The organism is Fictibacillus sp. B-59209, assembly GCF_036216745.1.
Taxonomy (GTDB): domain Bacteria; phylum Bacillota; class Bacilli; order Bacillales; family Fictibacillaceae; genus Fictibacillus_C; species Fictibacillus_C marinisediminis.
In genome coordinates, this window is sequence record NZ_JARMMC010000033.1 from 1 (window position 1) to 14,421 (window position 14,421).

Sequence of the window (14,421 nt, forward strand, 5' to 3'; positions counted from 1 at the left end):
AAACAAAGGGGCTGTCCAAGAAGTCTGGTAGCTGTTGATCTCCGCTCCAGGCTGCTCGCTTTCCGCGGGGCGTGCGGTGAGCCTCTTGGCGCAAGCGCCTGCGGGAGTCTCACCTGTCACGCTAGTCCCGCAGGAGTCTCGCACCTTGCACTCCAATCAACTTTTCATTGAAGATTTTTCACGTCAAAGGAGCTGCCTGAAGGTCAATTTTCGACTTTCAGGACAGCCCCTTTTTATTTCAATACTCTTATTACTATTTTTTCGCCAATAAATACATGAAATATGGGGCACCGATAATGGTTACGATAATTCCAGCTGGAATACCACTTGGATCCAGTATTACTCGGCCAATTGTGTCTGCCGTAAGAAGCAAGATTGATCCGATCAATGCCGCAACCGGAAGAAAGGCTTGATGGCGAGGCCCGACGAGTGATCTTGCAATATGAGGAGCCAAAAGCCCAACAAAGGCAATTCCCCCGCTGACAGCCACGGATGCCGAAGCAAGCGAAACAGCAATCAAGATTAGGACAATTCGTTCTCTGCCAGTATTCACTCCAACGCCAATTGAAACATTCTCATGAAAGTTCAGCATGTTCAGCACATTGGATTTATACATCGTGAGAGGAATGAGAATCAGAATCCACGGCAGTAATGACAGTACAAACGTCCAATCATCACCCCATATTCTGCCGGCCATCCAATTGGCCATGAACGAGTAGTCTTCCATATCCAATCGCGTCGACAGTGTCAACGTCGCACCATAAAGGGCCGCAGCCAAACCAACCCCCACTAATACTAGCCTTGTTGGTTCAACGCCCTCACCTTTTATGTAAGACATACTATAGATGACAGCTGCTGTTGCCATTCCACCCGCCAATGCAAAAAGAGGCAGTATGTACAGGGAACTCGATGTTTCCACCGTAAAGAACATGATATAGACAACGACCATCAGACCGGCACCAGCATTAATACCCAAGATACCAGGATCTGAAAGCGGGTTCTTTGTAATACTTTGCAGAATAGCACCAGACACCGCGAGTCCCATCCCCGCAAGGATAGCAACAAATATCCGCGGCAGCCTGAACTCAAACAAAATAAGGTTCTCCCTCGGTGTACCTTGTCCGATGATCGTCCGAAAGAGCTCTGCAGGAGTTAATGACGCAAATCCTGCAGCGACACTAATGATAAACATGGCTATTAATAAAACAATCGCTGCAATCGTCGTCATTCTTATCTTCTTGATCTGTCTCGCGTTCATCATGAAAGTTTTCTTCCTCCCCTTCTCGCAAGGTAAAGGAAGAACGGTACGCCGACCATAGCAACGATCGCCCCAACTGGCGTTTCATATGGAGCATTTACCGTTCGGCCCAATGTATCTGCCAAAACCATCAGCACACTTCCAAATATTGCTGAGCATGGTATGATCCAGCGATAATCCGTTCCAACCAAGAAGCGTACAATGTGTGGAACCATCAAACCGACAAATGCTATTGCTCCTACAAGCGATACTGCTGCACCAGCAAGGATCAGCACAACAGTCATCAGTACAGCCTTCGTTACCAGCGTACGCTGTCCAAGACCCCTCGCCACTTCTTCACCAAAGCTCAGAATGGTTAACTGCCTTGAAAACATAACAGCAACCACAATACCAATTATGACGACCGGTACGATGATTTTCAGCTGAGTCCAATTTGTTCCTGAAACCCCGCCTGCTGTCCAAAAAGCAAGATCTTGAGAAAGCTTAAAGTATAGAGCTATGCCTTCTCCTAACGAAGAAAGCAGTGCAGAAACAGCGGCACCTGCCAGCGTAATTCGGATTGGGGATAGCCCCCCTCTGCTCATGGAGCCTAATCCGAACACAAGTCCTGCACCAATTCCCGCACCGATAAAGGAAATAATCATCACTGTTACATAGTTTGCACCTGTGCCGAAAGCAAACACACAAGCAAGAGCTAAGCTTGCACCAGCGTTCAAACCCAATAAACCAGGATCTGCAAGGGGATTTCGTGTCATCCCCTGCATGATTGCCCCGCTGACAGCAAATGCCGCACCAACAACAGCTGCACCCAGCTCTCTTGGTAACCGGAGACTGACAATAATGCGATCAACTTCCCTGCCAGGATCATAGTTTAATATAGAATTCCATACGGTAAGAAAATTAATTTTAGCGGCACCAACTGAAATCGCAAGACCAATACTCACCATCAGAAGAGCGAATCCCATCAGTAAAATGGCTGTACCCACTGCCGGCCTCGAATACACTTTATTATCTTTTATCTGCTTGATTTTTGTTTTGAACATGGCGGATTTCCTTTTTTATAGAAGCTTTCTTATTTCTTTTTCGTTAACTCGTTAACAATAAAGTCCAGTTCTTTTTCAAGAGAAATCGGGTCATTGAAGTAGAATGATTCAGAATCGAACTTAATCGCATGACCGTTTTTAACCGCTGGAAGCTCTTTCCATACATTTGACTTCATGAATGAGTTGTCCGGGTTGCCTGCACCTGTTCCGACAAAAATATAGTCTCCAGCGTATGTTGGGATCACTTCAGTAGAGATCGCTTTCCAGCCAGGTCCGAAAACATCCTTTTCTAATTTCGCAGGCGCTTTTAGTTGAAGAGCCTGGTAGATGACTTCTGTTCCACGACCCCAGTTTTTGCCATAGACATACATATCTTTACCGTAAGCTTCCATAACCATAAACGTTTTGTCTTCTCCGATAGCGGATTTAACTTTTTCACGTGCATCTGCAGCTTTTTTCTTCCACTCTTCTACCCAAGCTTTTGCTTCTTTTTCTTTCCCAACCATTTTTCCGATTTCAACATGCTGTTCCAAGTAGTCGTACTTGTCGTACGTCATGGTAACAGTTGGAGCAATTTCTTTATATTTCTTAATGTTCTTATCATCCGAATACGTAATGATCAGGTCAGGATTTAGTTCTAGAAGCTTTTCATAAGAATCAGCCGTAACAACTTCTGCTTTGTCCAGTTTGTTGCCGTAAAATTTATTTTGTTTCGGATATTCATTTACTGCTATTGGTGTAATCCCTAAGTCCAGCAAGTTACCTGCATATGTAGCAGCCATCATTGCGACGCGTTTTGGCTCAGCCGGAACTTCAACGTCACCTTTTTCACCTTTATAAATCCTTGTTTCTTTTTTTGAATCTTTTTCACCAGAGCTCGCGGCTTCTTCTGATTTATTACCACATGCGGCAAGTGCAATTACTAAAAGCATTGTCATAAAGCTAACTAAAAGTTTCTTTGTATGTTGATTCAATTTTGTATCCCCCTATATTTGAAAATAAAAATCATTCTCATTTAACTGTAAAAAAGAAAGGCGATTGATTACGCCAAGCTCTCTACTAATTGAACACTTTTGATGAGATCATATGTTAGACATACGGGCTTCCTTGTTCTCGGATCCACACCAATCTCAGCATCGATATTGAAAACATTTCGAAGGACCTGACGTGTCATTACATCTTCAGCAGTTCCCTCTTTTAGGATAGCACCGTCTTTCATAGCAACCATATGGTGAGCAAACCGTGCAGCATGATTCAAATCATGAATGACCATCACAATGGTTCTCTTTTCATCACGATTCAGCTGCTCTAACAGCTCGAGTACCTCTAACTGATGTGACAGATCCAAATATGTAGTCGGCTCATCCAGCAAAATAATATCTGTTTCTTGGGCTAATGCCATTGCAATCCATACACGCTGGCGCTGGCCGCCTGAGAGTGCATCTACCGGGCGATCCTTAAACTTATAAATTCCTGTAACCTCAAGAGCCCAGTCGATCACCTCGAAATCTCTTTTCGTAAGTTTTCCAAGACCTTTTTGGTAAGGAAATCTTCCGTAAGAAACGAGCTCACCAACCGTAAGTCCTTCTGGTGAATCTGGAGACTGCGGCAAAATTGCCATCTTTTGAGCGATTTTCTTCGTTGATTCTTTACTGATGCCTTTACCATCAAGATAAACAACGCCGGATTTCGGATTCAATATACGCGACAACGTTTTCAAGACCGTTGATTTTCCGCAGCCGTTTGGACCGATAATCGTCGTAATTTTCCCATCCGGAATGGAGATGTTCAGATTTTTGACGATGTCTCGCTCACCATAAGCAATCTTCAAATTCTCAGCATACAGCCTGGACATCATTCACCCTCCTTTTAAACATTTAATCAATTTATATAAAGCTGTTATGCGACTTAATTGAAAATGATTATCAATATCGTTTTCATTTTATTGAATTATTGAGGGAGTGTCAATAGGTTTTTTCGAAAACATCGAGATCAGATCCACACTTCTGACAATAAAAAAAACATATTTTTGAAATATTTTATGTCTTTTTTCATAGAAAAAACAGGCTGCAAGGTGCAGCCTGTCTTTAGTGGTCTATTAATTATTAATATACTTCTCAAAAACATTGCCATAATCTTTTACATGATACTCTTTTCTGCTTTCCATGAGCCATGTGAAGGCAGCATCGTTCAACTGGTTGAAGTTATCCACGAGCTGGTCTTCCTTGCTTGTGATGCGGCTGAGTGTGGTCGAAGCAAGGTTGATGCTCTGCTGGGCATACTGCAGGGCGAATTCGTTCTCGTGAGCAATCTCAGCGATTTTGCTAAGAGACTTGTAGAGATCCTTCAGCTCCTCGATATGCTTTTTGTGAACATCGATGGAAAAAGGTACAGAGCCGATGACAAACTTGATTTCAACATCGAGATCCACGGTTCCTGCGGTTTCCAATGAAACGTTGGAAATGGTGTTCTCGCTGTAGCTGTATCGGTGGAGCAAGCGTTTTTTGCTGATCGCGCTCGTTCCATCCAAATGGATCAGCGCACGGTTCGTAAAGCAGTACTCATCGGTTTTAGATTTAATAAGAAAGTAGATTTTCTCGTTATCTTCATGGAACACGTAATCGTCGGCATCCACCTTGTCATAGTCTGCAGGCTTGATGACGCTCCCTACATCACTTAATCCGAGTGCATCTGAAGCTAAGCGTTTTAACATATCCTCTTACTCTCCTTATGTTTTCATTTACACTATATACGATAACACTTCGTAAAAAGTTTCGTTTTTAGTGGACGCCGTTCTCCACATTCCAGCTGCCTTGCTTTTTCCGTGCGTAAAGAATCTGGCCCGTATGATAGGCGGTATGGATCGTAAGGTTGGCGATGACGCTTCCCCACTCTTCATGCCTGTCTTCATAAGCACCTTCATCAAAGCGTTCTTCTTCACTTTCTTCAATCGCTGTACGCCACTGGGCCATGACCTCTTTTAAACGGTCGACCGTCTTCTTCCAGTCCCATTCTCCGTTCATGTCTTCAAACGTTTGATCGTTTTCTACTTTGGCCGTAGATGGACTTTCTCCGGTGAAACGGTCCAGGTAGCGCTGATTCCAATAGATCAGATGGTTGACGATCTCACGGATGGAGTTGCTTTCATGCGTTTCTTTCCAGGCAGCCTGTTCATCGGTCAATCCGACGAGTGAGTTTTCCAGTGAAACAAACCAGTGATTGTTTTGAAAAGCTTCAAACTGATTCAGCAAAAGTTCTTTTGCATTCATTGTGTTGCCTCCTTCATAAGCGATTGATTTGAGACTGAACTAAACGTTTGAAAACGCACATTGTCTTTATCTGAAAACTGATCGGTAAAATTGCCGTTGGTGTAATCATGGATGATGCTCGTCCAAAAGGCCTGCGCCGGTTTGTTCTGTGGAATCTGGGCAATGTCCCAGTCCCCCGGGAACTGATTAAATGCGGTAAATGCGGCCTCTTTACCGATTCCTTGTTTGCGGTACTTCTTCAGGATGAAGAATTCGGATATGTGGTAGATGCCCTGGTTTTTGCGGACCAGGATAAAACCTGCATAATGTTCACCCGCTTTAATAAAGAACGGATAACGGCCCTCTTCCTCCCAGTATGCATCCAGATAAGTGTATCCGTATCGGCCTTCCTTACTGAGGTCTGATCCATCAAATTCACTGAAGTCATAGCGATACAGCTCAAGCATCTGCCTGAGCACAGGCTTCTTCTCTAACGGAATTCTTTCGAGTGTAATGTTCATTGAACATCCCCCCTTTTTCTTGGTGGTGTCAGGCACCGTTGTTATTGCGGTGCCTGACACCACGTTATTCCCCCTTCTTACATTCTCCTCTTCTATGGAGATTCCTTTAACTTCAGGCAGAAAAAGACAAATTATGCTAAGCGAGGAGGGGAATTGATGTTCTTTTTTGGTGCCTGGCACCGACTTTTGACATCTGTGTAATGCTGGTGCCTGGCACCAAATAACCAAATAAAAAAAGCATGCAAGCTCTCCAGGCCCGCACGCCCTCAATAATCAAAGCACACTGTTCTTAACGGATGCTGCATCGATGACATCCTGATCAGCTACCCAGATGATCGGCAGGTTGACGACGGTAAGATCACCGTTGTCCTCCCCGAATCCCTGGTTAATTTTATTGGAGCTGAACAGGTCGAGCTGCTGGATCGGCCCAAAGCTCAGCGTAGCTGACCGGTCCATCGAGTTCACTTTAAATCCAAGCATGTTTACGACCATAGGTGAAAAGAGCATCGTGAACCTCCTGCTGCCGTTTTATATCTTCTCAATTAGCGAAGGAATCTCCCGGCCATAGGAAGACTGTGTGACCGGCGAATCGACCGCATCTCTGTCATCAACCGAATTTTCATTTCCACAGAACCGCGCATCATCCCCAAAACTTTGGCCAAATCCCTGATTTTTTTTGTCGGAGTTATGCCAGTCAGACAAGTAATTCTCCCCGATATTCACCGCCGACGCATTTTCAAAGGAATTAATTTTAAAAAGAAAAATATTTATAACTATAGAAGGTGAACCCACTAATTTCTCCCTCCTTTTCCCCTAAATATATGTTTGTTCCCTGTAATTATGTTTGCTTGAATCCCGGAGGTGGCAATGCATGGACGTCGATAAATTGAAACAGTGGCTGGAGCTTGCGCAAAAGGTACAGGGAAATGATTTTTGGAACAGTATTTTCGATGGTTCACCGGGACAGCAGATGGCAGGCCAGGTGAATGGACAGCCAGAATCACGTACGCGTTACAATCATTTTCAGCCTAACCAGAACGCACCATCCCCTCAAGAGGATTTCCCCAAGGTTGATATCTACACAAACAACCGGGAATGGATGGTGGTCATTGATCTTCCAGGTATCCGTAAAGAAGATGTCAGCCTTTCGATGGCAGCCAATAAACTGACAATCAAGGGTGTGCTTCACTCTCCGTATAAGGATGCCACCGTCATACGGGCAGAACGGGCGAACGGCCATTTTGAGCGGACCATCCAGCTTCCTGAACTAATTAATGAAACTCGCACTGCCGCCCGTTTTTTTAACGGTGTGCTGGAGGTTCGGATCATGCGAAATCTCACACCTGAACGAAACATCCGGATCGATTAGCACCTCTTGTTTTCCGTTGGCCCATCCACGAAATCATTATCATTCACCCTGCATCTTTCGCAGTTATGCTGGCCAAAATCACCGTTGCTTTCGCCAAAGGACTGCGTTTTTTTCGTCGTATTGTACACCCTGCTTCGCACCGTCTGGCCGAACGAAAGCTTGCATTGGTTGCCCATCTTGTTAACGTCAAGAAATCCAAGATTCAGTTCAGATGATGAAAAATTCATCAAGGTTCATTCCTTTCTGTGCATGGAGTAGGAGAAAACAGACATGTTCTCCTTTTTTATTCATAAAATAAAGTACAAGCCGGTACGTATAATGCTGAATGGAAGCGTGGGGTAGCTTATGCCTTTTTTTAAAACCATACTCAACGCCCTTACAAATCATGATAAGAATATGGAAGAAATCCACCTGCATTTAAAACAACTCCAGAATGAGCTCGCCGAAATGAAAAAAGACAACAATGGACCCCCTGTTGTCATTGAACATATCAACATCGAAACTCTAAGAATTGATAAATACGAACTGAGCAACAACTTCGCCAACCTGGGCATCAAGGATCTCAAAGGCAAGCTGAACATCGGCGCCAACTATGGCCGCGGCATGACCTTGCAGGAGGAAGCCGACCAGGCCAAAATGACGGAGAACGCCATGATGAAGATGGGGCAGAAAAAAGAAAAAGTCCACCAAAAGAAACAGAACGTGCCGAGCTATTCCATCAAGGGCAGAAAGCCGTAAAAAGGACTGGATAGATGATCTATTCCGTCCTTTGCCTGCTGTACGCTGCCTTTTACTCTCCTCTATTTATCTTGCTTTTTATCCGTTCAAAAACGTTTACATAGTATGAATCCAATCCAACAAAGCTTGCTTTATTTACTATTTTGCTATTTTGTTTGCTTATTTCCGTTGCAGTTATTTCAGTTACTGTGCCTTCAAACAGATTCATTACATCATCTAATCTAATTTTATAAAGGCTATCTACTTCATCTTCTTGAAGTTTAAATTCAGGTAATAGCCTGCATTCATACAAAAACACATGACATATTTCCCGATCCCATATTTGTTCTAGTTTTATCTCACCTTTGATAATTCCAAGCGGAATCAGGTCCTTAAATTTAATAGATACCCCTAATTCTTCCTCTACTTCCCTTGTTCCTTCCCTTACATCCTCTTCTGCCAATAAATGTCCAGCCGAAGTGATATCCAGAAGACCAGGGTAATCTTTCTTTACTTCAGCTCTTTTTTGGAAGAGTACATAACACTCATTCTTTTCTACTATCGTAAACCAGCAATGAAAGGTTTCATGCCAATCTCCAGATATATGTACTTCTCCTCTTGTTTTCTTTCCGATACATTTCATATTCTCATCAAATATCCTTACTATTTCACTGTCCATTTTTATTACTCCTTCAAAAATATTAGTCGTTCCATCTTTCAATGTTTCAAGATTGTTTTCCTGCAAATAAGGAGAAAAAAAGAGAGTCACCATCACTCGAAAAGGATAGTGTCTCTCTTTTTTTAAACAAATTAGTTCTCATTAAGATTGTTTGTTTCATAAACCAGCAAGGAGCCGTTGTCATCATCAGGAACAGCATATAGGCGAAGCTCTTGACCGGCATTTTCCATGAATACAGGATTCCGAGTAATCACATGTCCTTGTGGAGAAAATTCAGTGATTGGTGCTTCGTGGATGGTATCTAGAGTTTTCATGTCCACCAAAGCGACTCCGCCTAATTCATAAGGCTTGGTATTACTATTTGCTGGATCAGGCAGCTCAGCTATTCCGCTTAAGATCATTTTTCCGTTTCCTGCATAATGACCGTCCTGGTAATCAATAAAATGACTGGTATTTTCCTTCTTAGCCAGCTGCTTTCCTTGTTCATTCCACTCATAGAACTTGCGGGAACCCCAGCTATTTCCTATAATTTTTCCACTTTGACCGTCTCGTACCATTCCTCCGATATGATCCTGAACACGGAAGGCTTCTTTGGCATCCTTTGTTTTAGGATCCACTTTGTAGACGATGGAATGGCTGTTGGGGCGGTATTCAGCAACAGATACCCAGATATTTTTCCCATCAAAATCGATACCGCCAGGATGATACATGTTCCCTTCACCCAGTTTGATGTCTTTTACAAGCTTTCCTTCTTTCGTAAACACAAAAAGGTGGCCTATCCCTTTACCTGGAGAACGGTCATAACCGTCCACGATCTTGCCATATTTAACAGGCTTTTCGATAATCTGAACGGCAGACATATAAAAAAGGTCCCCAACCTTAACCATACCTTGTGAATGATAGTTATTAAATTGCAGATCAATCTTTTCTTTTTGTTGCCATTTTGTGTCTCTGCTGATTTTCTCAAACTGGTCAGATATATTTTGCTTTCCATTATCATTTGCAGAAGAAGTGGTGGCTGCTTTGGCACTGCTAGAGACCGCAAAAGCCTCAGTATCTTTAGAATTGAAAGGATGAAAAGCCATTAAACCTGACGAAATAAGCAATACGGATGCAGCCGTAATTATTTTTTTGTTCATAATAAGCCTCCTATTAAGCTTGATGATGCCATTGATTATGAAAATTAATGTAACTAGCTTTCTTGACCAACAATAACGTAAATAAAAAAGGAATTATAGGTGTTTCCTTTAAGTTTTACCTAAACTTCATAGAGGATTTACATAGTTAAAAATACCTTTATAAAAACATAAGACTGACTCAATTTGAGTCAGTCTCATTATAATTGTGATTTCACTCTTCTCGATTAAATTTACCTTTTAATGATTTGAAAGAATAGAAGACGACAGCTGCCCCAGCCACTAGTACCACAAAATTGATCCACTGATTTGCTGCTATTTGTTCCATAACATTTGCTGCTTTGTCTGTATTGTACTTATGGTCTCTAACAGCTTTTCTGTATTTTCCATCCGGTTCTTGAACGGCTATCGCCTTATCGGTGCTGATGCCGTGGATGGCGAAATATTTTGTGCCCTTTTTATACTCATTGGAAAAGTTGCCGGAATAGGTTCCTTCCTGATCTGAGTACTTTGTTACCTGTCCGATCTCTTTGTCCACCTGATCCACGTATTCGTCACTGATGACATAAGCGTAGTGATCCCAGACGACGAAAGAGGTTGCCCAGCTGGCAGAAGCAGGACTCGTCAAGAAAAACTGGAAGGCCATCAGACAGGCGATGAATAATGGAACGCTTTTAAACACCTTCATAGGCTGTACTCCTTTTAATTCATCGAATTTGCGATCCTCAACAGCTCTTTTTTGACCTGTTTCTCACTGTATTCATTGGCAAACATGTGCCGGAGATCGTATTCTTCCTCATCTGCCAGCCAAAATAGTTCGGCGTAATTTCCAAAGTAAGCGAAATAGGCTTCTGTCCCGTCTTCAAGCTCGAGGGTATCTTCGTATTTTTTATTTTTAATGAGTTCACTCACCAGATTTTTATGGTTAAAAATTTTAAGGGCGATGAATCCCTTCTCGGTTTTCTGATCTTTTCGTGCGTACTCCGTTTCAAGCTGCAGCTTCTTTTTCTTTCCCCAATCCGTAATGACGATTTTCGGTTTCTCGTACTTATACGGAATGAACTCTGGCAGATGTGCTTTAAAAGGAATAACATCTTCCGTTTTTTCAATAGAAACCGGCTTGTACGACCGTGGGTAATGCCCTTTCGAATGCATGTCCAGCTTCAGCTCACCATCAACCAGCATGGACCCCTGGCAAGACGTCAAAACAGTCAAAAGCAATCCAGCCGCAAGAACACCGGCTCTTCTCATGAACTCCACCCCCGATTCTGTTACTCAAATCATACCATTATTTCACAGTCAGCCGGACAAGCTTCGGACGCAAGTTTCGACGTTTTTTGTATACAACAAAAGTTAATTATCGAGGTAGAAAAGTCTGAATAACGAGAATGGATCAATTAATTAAGAGTTTGGCTCAATTATATTTAATTAGGCTCAATTAATCTCCGTTCCGCTCAATTATCTTCATTTACGCTCAATTCCACACCCCAGTACACAAAAAAACTGCCGGACACAACGTCCGACAGCCTTTCAATTAACGATTCTTCAATTCTTCTGCGATCAATTTGTTAACCAATGGCGGATTTGCTTTTCCTTTGGTCTCTTTCATGACCTGGCCGACTAAGAAGCCGATGGCCTTGTCTTTTCCGTTCTTAAAGTCCTCGATGGACTGCGGATTGCGGTCAAGGACAGCCACAACAAACTCACGGATGGCGCCTTCATCGGAAATCTGCACGAGGCCTTTTTCCTTAACAATCGTTTGGGGATCGCCGCCATTCTCGATCATCTCTTTAAAGACTTTCTTCGCGATCTTAGATGAGATCGTGCCGTCTTCAATGAGCTTGATCATTTTAGCGAGGTTGCTCGGTGTTAATGGTGTTTCGCCGATTTCTTTGGACTCTGTGTTCAAGAAGGCACTCACTTCGCCCATGAGCCAGTTGGAAAGCAATTTCGGATCCGCTTTCTCCCTCATTCCTTCTTCAAAGAAATCAGCCATTTTGATCGATGCTGTCAGAACGCCTGCGTCATAAGCAGGAAGACCGAACTCTGATACATAGCGCGCTTTACGAGCATCCGGAAGCTCAGGAATCTCAGCGCGGACATGCTCGATCCATTCTTCAGAAACACTCAGACTCACAAGATCCGGATCTGGGAAGTAACGATAGTCATCCGATCCTTCCTTTACACGCATGAGGATTGTTTTATTAGATTTTTCATCAAAACGACGGGTCTCCTGAAGGATTTCGCCGCCACCCAGAATTTCTTCCTCCTGGCGCTTCTCTTCATACTCGAGCCCTTTTTGCACGAAAGCGAAGGAATTCAGGTTTTTAAGCTCGGTTTTCGTGCCGAATTCCTCTTGCCCCACAGGACGGATCGAGATGTTGGCGTCACAGCGCAATGATCCCTCTTCCATCTTACAGTCGGAAACGCCCGTGTATTGGATGATCGCTTTCAGCTTTTCCAAGTACGCATACGCTTCTTCCGGTGTACGGATATCCGGCTCGGACACGATCTCCATCAGCGGCGTGCCCTGGCGGTTCAAGTCCACAAGAGACGATCCGTCAGCAGCATGCGTTAGTTTCCCTGCATCCTCTTCCAAGTGAAGACGTGTGATACCAATTTTTTTCTTTTCGCCGTTCACTTCGATCTCAATCCAGCCGTGCTCGCCGATCGGCTTATCAAGCTGGGAAATCTGATATGCTTTCGGATTGTCCGGATAAAAATAGTTTTTTCGGTCAAAATGCTGCTCCCGGTTAATTTGGCAGTTCAATGCCATCGCCGCACGCATTGAAAAATCGACCGCCTGTTTATTCAGGACCGGCAGAACGCCTGGATGTCCAAGGCAGATCGGGCATGTATGGCTGTTGGACGGCGCTCCGAAATCGGTGGAGCAGCCGCAGAATATTTTAGAGTTCGTTTTAAGTTCAACGTGGACTTCTAATCCAATGACTGTTTCAAATTTGCTCATCCCTGCACCTCCTACAATTGCGGTTTCGCTTTATGATGTTCCGTCGCCTGTTCAAAGACTGAAGCTACGCGGTAAATCGTGCTTTCGTCAAAGTGTTTTCCGATGATCTGCAATCCGACCGGCAATCCGTTTGAGAATCCGCACGGCACAGAAATGGCTGGCACACCCGCAAGGTTTACAGGAATGGTTAAAATATCGTTGGCATACATCGTTAACGGATCGTTCGTTTTCTCTCCGATTTTAAACGCAGTCGTCGGAGTCGTTGGCCCGATGATGACATCAAAGTTATTAAACACTTGTTCAAAATCATTTTTGATCAGCGTACGGACTTTTTGCGCTTTTTTATAGTAAGCATCATAGTATCCGGAGCTGAGGGCGAACGTTCCGAGCATGATCCGGCGCTTCACTTCGTCCCCAAAGCCTTCGCTTCTGGAGTTTTTATAAAGCTCCAAGAGGTTCTCGGTGTTATCCGAACGCACCCCGTATCGTACGCCGTCAAAACGGGACAAGTTGGCGGATGCTTCTGATGAAGACAGAAGATAGTAGGTCGCAAGCGCGTATTTGGAATGCGGAAGCGATACTTCCTCCCACGCAGCACCTTGTCCTTCTAATACTTTTAGCGCTTTAAGCACTTTTTCTTTTACTGCTGGATCAACGCCTTCTGCCAGGTATTCTTTTGGAACGGCAATACGAAGTCCTTTAACGTCTCCAGTAATGGCTGACAAGTAGTCCGGTACATCGACGTTTGCTGACGTGGAGTCCATGTGATCATGTCCGGCAATCGCCTGTAAAAGGTATGCGTTATCTTCCACCGTACGCGTGATCGGTCCGATCTGGTCAAGGGAAGATGCAAACGCAATTAGGCCGAAGCGGGAAACAAGTCCGTATGTCGGCTTCAATCCTACAACGCCGCAATATGCCGCTGGCTGGCGGATCGATCCGCCGGTATCGGAACCGAGGGAAAATAATACTTCGCTCGCTGCAACAGTTGCTGCTGATCCTCCGCTGGAACCGCCTGGCACGTAGTCTGTGTTCCATGGGTTCTTCGTCACATGGTAGCCGGAGTTTTCGTTGGAAGATCCCATCGCAAACTCATCCATGTTCAGCTTGCCAATCGTGATAGCGCCTGCCTCATAAAGACGACTGGCCACTGTTGCATCATAAATTGGATTAAAGTTGGAAAGGATTTTGCTTCCGCTTGTAGTACGGAGTCCTTTTGTAGAGATATTGTCTTTCAAGGCAATCGGAAGGCCTGCAAGGATTCGTTCTCCTGGAGAACCAGCTAGAACATCATCCAGCTCCTTCGCCTGTATGCGGGCGTGTTCTTCATTCAGCGTAAGAAACGCTTTTACCTTGTCCTCCACTTGGCCGATTCGGGCATATGAAGCATCAACAAGATCCGTCACGCTTACTTCTCTTTTATGTAACAGGTTGTGCAGTTCTGAGACTTTCTTCTCTAATAATGACATGTGCTGCCTCCTA

18 protein-coding genes are annotated in these 14,421 nt (G+C 44.0%); 2 read left to right on the forward strand and 16 right to left on the reverse strand.

Features of this window, described 5'->3' with window-relative positions; translation table 11 throughout:
• Positions 1 to 253: 253 nt before the first annotated feature.
• The 9 genes from P4361_RS20720 to P4361_RS20760 all read right to left on the reverse strand — a co-directional run bounded on the left by P4361_RS20720 (position 254) and on the right by P4361_RS20760 (position 6,862).
• Positions 254 to 1,261 (reverse strand): FecCD family ABC transporter permease, encoded by a 1,008-nt coding sequence (locus P4361_RS20720; protein ID WP_053355970.1) that lies wholly within the window; start codon positions 1,259 to 1,261, stop codon positions 254 to 256.
• Positions 1,258 to 2,301: an iron ABC transporter permease gene (locus P4361_RS20725; protein ID WP_328090814.1), complete on the reverse strand. Its 1,044-nt coding sequence runs from the start codon at positions 2,299 to 2,301 to the stop codon at positions 1,258 to 1,260. Before P4361_RS20725 ends, P4361_RS20720 begins: the two co-directional genes overlap by 4 nt.
• Before the next feature lie 29 nt (positions 2,302 to 2,330).
• Complete coding sequence (locus P4361_RS20730) at positions 2,331 to 3,275, reverse strand: iron-hydroxamate ABC transporter substrate-binding protein (RefSeq protein WP_328090815.1); 945 nt, start codon at positions 3,273 to 3,275, stop codon at positions 2,331 to 2,333.
• Between the two features lie 68 nt (positions 3,276 to 3,343).
• Entirely contained in the window at positions 3,344 to 4,156 is an 813-nt protein-coding gene (locus P4361_RS20735) for an ABC transporter ATP-binding protein (protein ID WP_328090847.1), read from the reverse strand.
• Between the two features lie 243 nt (positions 4,157 to 4,399).
• A complete protein-coding gene (locus tag P4361_RS20740; RefSeq protein ID WP_053355973.1) occupies positions 4,400 to 5,014 on the reverse strand; it encodes a PH domain-containing protein in 615 nt (204 codons plus the stop codon).
• A gap of 67 nt (positions 5,015 to 5,081) precedes the next feature.
• A complete protein-coding gene (locus P4361_RS20745; RefSeq protein ID WP_328090816.1) occupies positions 5,082 to 5,570 on the reverse strand; it encodes a DinB family protein in 489 nt (162 codons plus the stop codon).
• A complete protein-coding gene (locus P4361_RS20750) occupies positions 5,567 to 6,070 on the reverse strand; it encodes a GNAT family N-acetyltransferase (protein WP_328090817.1) in 504 nt (167 codons plus the stop codon). Before P4361_RS20750 ends, P4361_RS20745 begins: the two co-directional genes overlap by 4 nt.
• Before the next feature lie 273 nt (positions 6,071 to 6,343).
• Positions 6,344 to 6,577 (reverse strand): hypothetical protein, encoded by a 234-nt coding sequence (locus P4361_RS20755; protein WP_328090818.1) that lies wholly within the window; start codon positions 6,575 to 6,577, stop codon positions 6,344 to 6,346.
• Between the two features lie 21 nt (positions 6,578 to 6,598).
• Positions 6,599 to 6,862, reverse strand: a complete 264-nt coding sequence (locus P4361_RS20760; protein ID WP_328090820.1) for a hypothetical protein — start codon at positions 6,860 to 6,862, stop codon at positions 6,599 to 6,601.
• Between the two features lie 79 nt (positions 6,863 to 6,941).
• Here P4361_RS20760 and P4361_RS20765 point away from each other — a divergent pair, with 79 nt between their 5' ends.
• A complete protein-coding gene (locus P4361_RS20765; RefSeq protein ID WP_248251230.1) occupies positions 6,942 to 7,439 on the forward strand; it encodes an Hsp20/alpha crystallin family protein in 498 nt (165 codons plus the stop codon).
• Here the strand turns inward: P4361_RS20765 and P4361_RS20770 are convergent.
• Positions 7,436 to 7,666, reverse strand: coding sequence for a hypothetical protein (locus P4361_RS20770; protein WP_256227881.1), 231 nt, complete (start codon positions 7,664 to 7,666; stop codon positions 7,436 to 7,438). The genes P4361_RS20765 and P4361_RS20770 overlap by 4 nt on opposite strands.
• A gap of 118 nt (positions 7,667 to 7,784) precedes the next feature.
• Here P4361_RS20770 and P4361_RS20775 point away from each other — a divergent pair, with 118 nt between their 5' ends.
• Positions 7,785 to 8,177, forward strand: coding sequence for a hypothetical protein (locus tag P4361_RS20775; protein WP_053355980.1), 393 nt, complete (start codon positions 7,785 to 7,787; stop codon positions 8,175 to 8,177).
• 52 nt (positions 8,178 to 8,229) lie between these two features.
• Here the strand turns inward: P4361_RS20775 and P4361_RS20780 are convergent, their stop codons facing one another.
• The 6 genes from P4361_RS20780 to gatA form a co-directional block, all read right to left on the reverse strand.
• Complete coding sequence (locus tag P4361_RS20780) at positions 8,230 to 8,835, reverse strand: NUDIX hydrolase (RefSeq protein ID WP_328090821.1); 606 nt, start codon at positions 8,833 to 8,835, stop codon at positions 8,230 to 8,232.
• A gap of 131 nt (positions 8,836 to 8,966) precedes the next feature.
• Positions 8,967 to 9,974 carry a DUF6454 family protein gene (locus P4361_RS20785; RefSeq protein WP_328090822.1) on the reverse strand — a complete coding sequence of 336 codons (1,008 nt, stop codon included), beginning with the start codon at positions 9,972 to 9,974 and terminating at the stop codon, positions 8,967 to 8,969.
• A 211-nt stretch (positions 9,975 to 10,185) separates the two neighbouring features.
• Positions 10,186 to 10,659 (reverse strand): hypothetical protein, encoded by a 474-nt coding sequence (locus P4361_RS20790; protein ID WP_328090823.1) that lies wholly within the window; start codon positions 10,657 to 10,659, stop codon positions 10,186 to 10,188.
• Between the two features lie 14 nt (positions 10,660 to 10,673).
• Positions 10,674 to 11,222: a hypothetical protein gene (locus P4361_RS20795; RefSeq protein ID WP_091008145.1), complete on the reverse strand. Its 549-nt coding sequence runs from the start codon at positions 11,220 to 11,222 to the stop codon at positions 10,674 to 10,676.
• A 283-nt stretch (positions 11,223 to 11,505) separates the two neighbouring features.
• Positions 11,506 to 12,939, reverse strand: coding sequence for an Asp-tRNA(Asn)/Glu-tRNA(Gln) amidotransferase subunit GatB (gene gatB / locus P4361_RS20800; RefSeq protein ID WP_328090824.1), 1,434 nt, complete (start codon positions 12,937 to 12,939; stop codon positions 11,506 to 11,508).
• An 11-nt stretch (positions 12,940 to 12,950) separates the two neighbouring features.
• Entirely contained in the window at positions 12,951 to 14,408 is a 1,458-nt protein-coding gene (gene gatA / locus P4361_RS20805; RefSeq protein ID WP_328090825.1) for an Asp-tRNA(Asn)/Glu-tRNA(Gln) amidotransferase subunit GatA, read from the reverse strand.
• Between the last annotated feature and the right edge of the window lie 13 nt (positions 14,409 to 14,421).

Bases quoted from the DNA above. Each gene is read 5' to 3' on its own strand.
- P4361_RS20720 (WP_053355970.1), bottom strand. From the start codon at position 1,261: ATGATGAACGCGAGACAGATCAAGAAGATAAGAATGACGACGATTGCA.
- P4361_RS20725 (WP_328090814.1), bottom strand. From the start codon at position 2,301: ATGTTCAAAACAAAAATCAAGCAGATAAAAGATAATAAAGTGTATTCG.
- P4361_RS20735 (WP_328090847.1), bottom strand. From the start codon at position 4,156: ATGTCCAGGCTGTATGCTGAGAATTTGAAGATTGCTTATGGTGAGCGA.
- P4361_RS20740 (WP_053355973.1), bottom strand. From the start codon at position 5,014: ATGTTAAAACGCTTAGCTTCAGATGCACTCGGATTAAGTGATGTAGGG.
- P4361_RS20745 (WP_328090816.1), bottom strand. From the start codon at position 5,570: ATGAATGCAAAAGAACTTTTGCTGAATCAGTTTGAAGCTTTTCAAAAC.
- P4361_RS20750 (WP_328090817.1), bottom strand. From the start codon at position 6,070: ATGAACATTACACTCGAAAGAATTCCGTTAGAGAAGAAGCCTGTGCTC.
- P4361_RS20755 (WP_328090818.1), bottom strand. From the start codon at position 6,577: ATGCTCTTTTCACCTATGGTCGTAAACATGCTTGGATTTAAAGTGAAC.
- P4361_RS20765 (WP_248251230.1), top strand. From the start codon at position 6,942: ATGGACGTCGATAAATTGAAACAGTGGCTGGAGCTTGCGCAAAAGGTA.
- P4361_RS20770 (WP_256227881.1), bottom strand. From the start codon at position 7,666: ATGAATTTTTCATCATCTGAACTGAATCTTGGATTTCTTGACGTTAAC.
- P4361_RS20775 (WP_053355980.1), top strand. From the start codon at position 7,785: ATGCCTTTTTTTAAAACCATACTCAACGCCCTTACAAATCATGATAAG.
- P4361_RS20780 (WP_328090821.1), bottom strand. From the start codon at position 8,835: ATGGACAGTGAAATAGTAAGGATATTTGATGAGAATATGAAATGTATC.
- P4361_RS20785 (WP_328090822.1), bottom strand. From the start codon at position 9,974: ATGAACAAAAAAATAATTACGGCTGCATCCGTATTGCTTATTTCGTCA.
- P4361_RS20790 (WP_328090823.1), bottom strand. From the start codon at position 10,659: ATGAAGGTGTTTAAAAGCGTTCCATTATTCATCGCCTGTCTGATGGCC.
- P4361_RS20795 (WP_091008145.1), bottom strand. From the start codon at position 11,222: ATGAGAAGAGCCGGTGTTCTTGCGGCTGGATTGCTTTTGACTGTTTTG.
- gatB (WP_328090824.1), bottom strand. From the start codon at position 12,939: ATGAGCAAATTTGAAACAGTCATTGGATTAGAAGTCCACGTTGAACTT.
- gatA (WP_328090825.1), bottom strand. From the start codon at position 14,408: ATGTCATTATTAGAGAAGAAAGTCTCAGAACTGCACAACCTGTTACAT.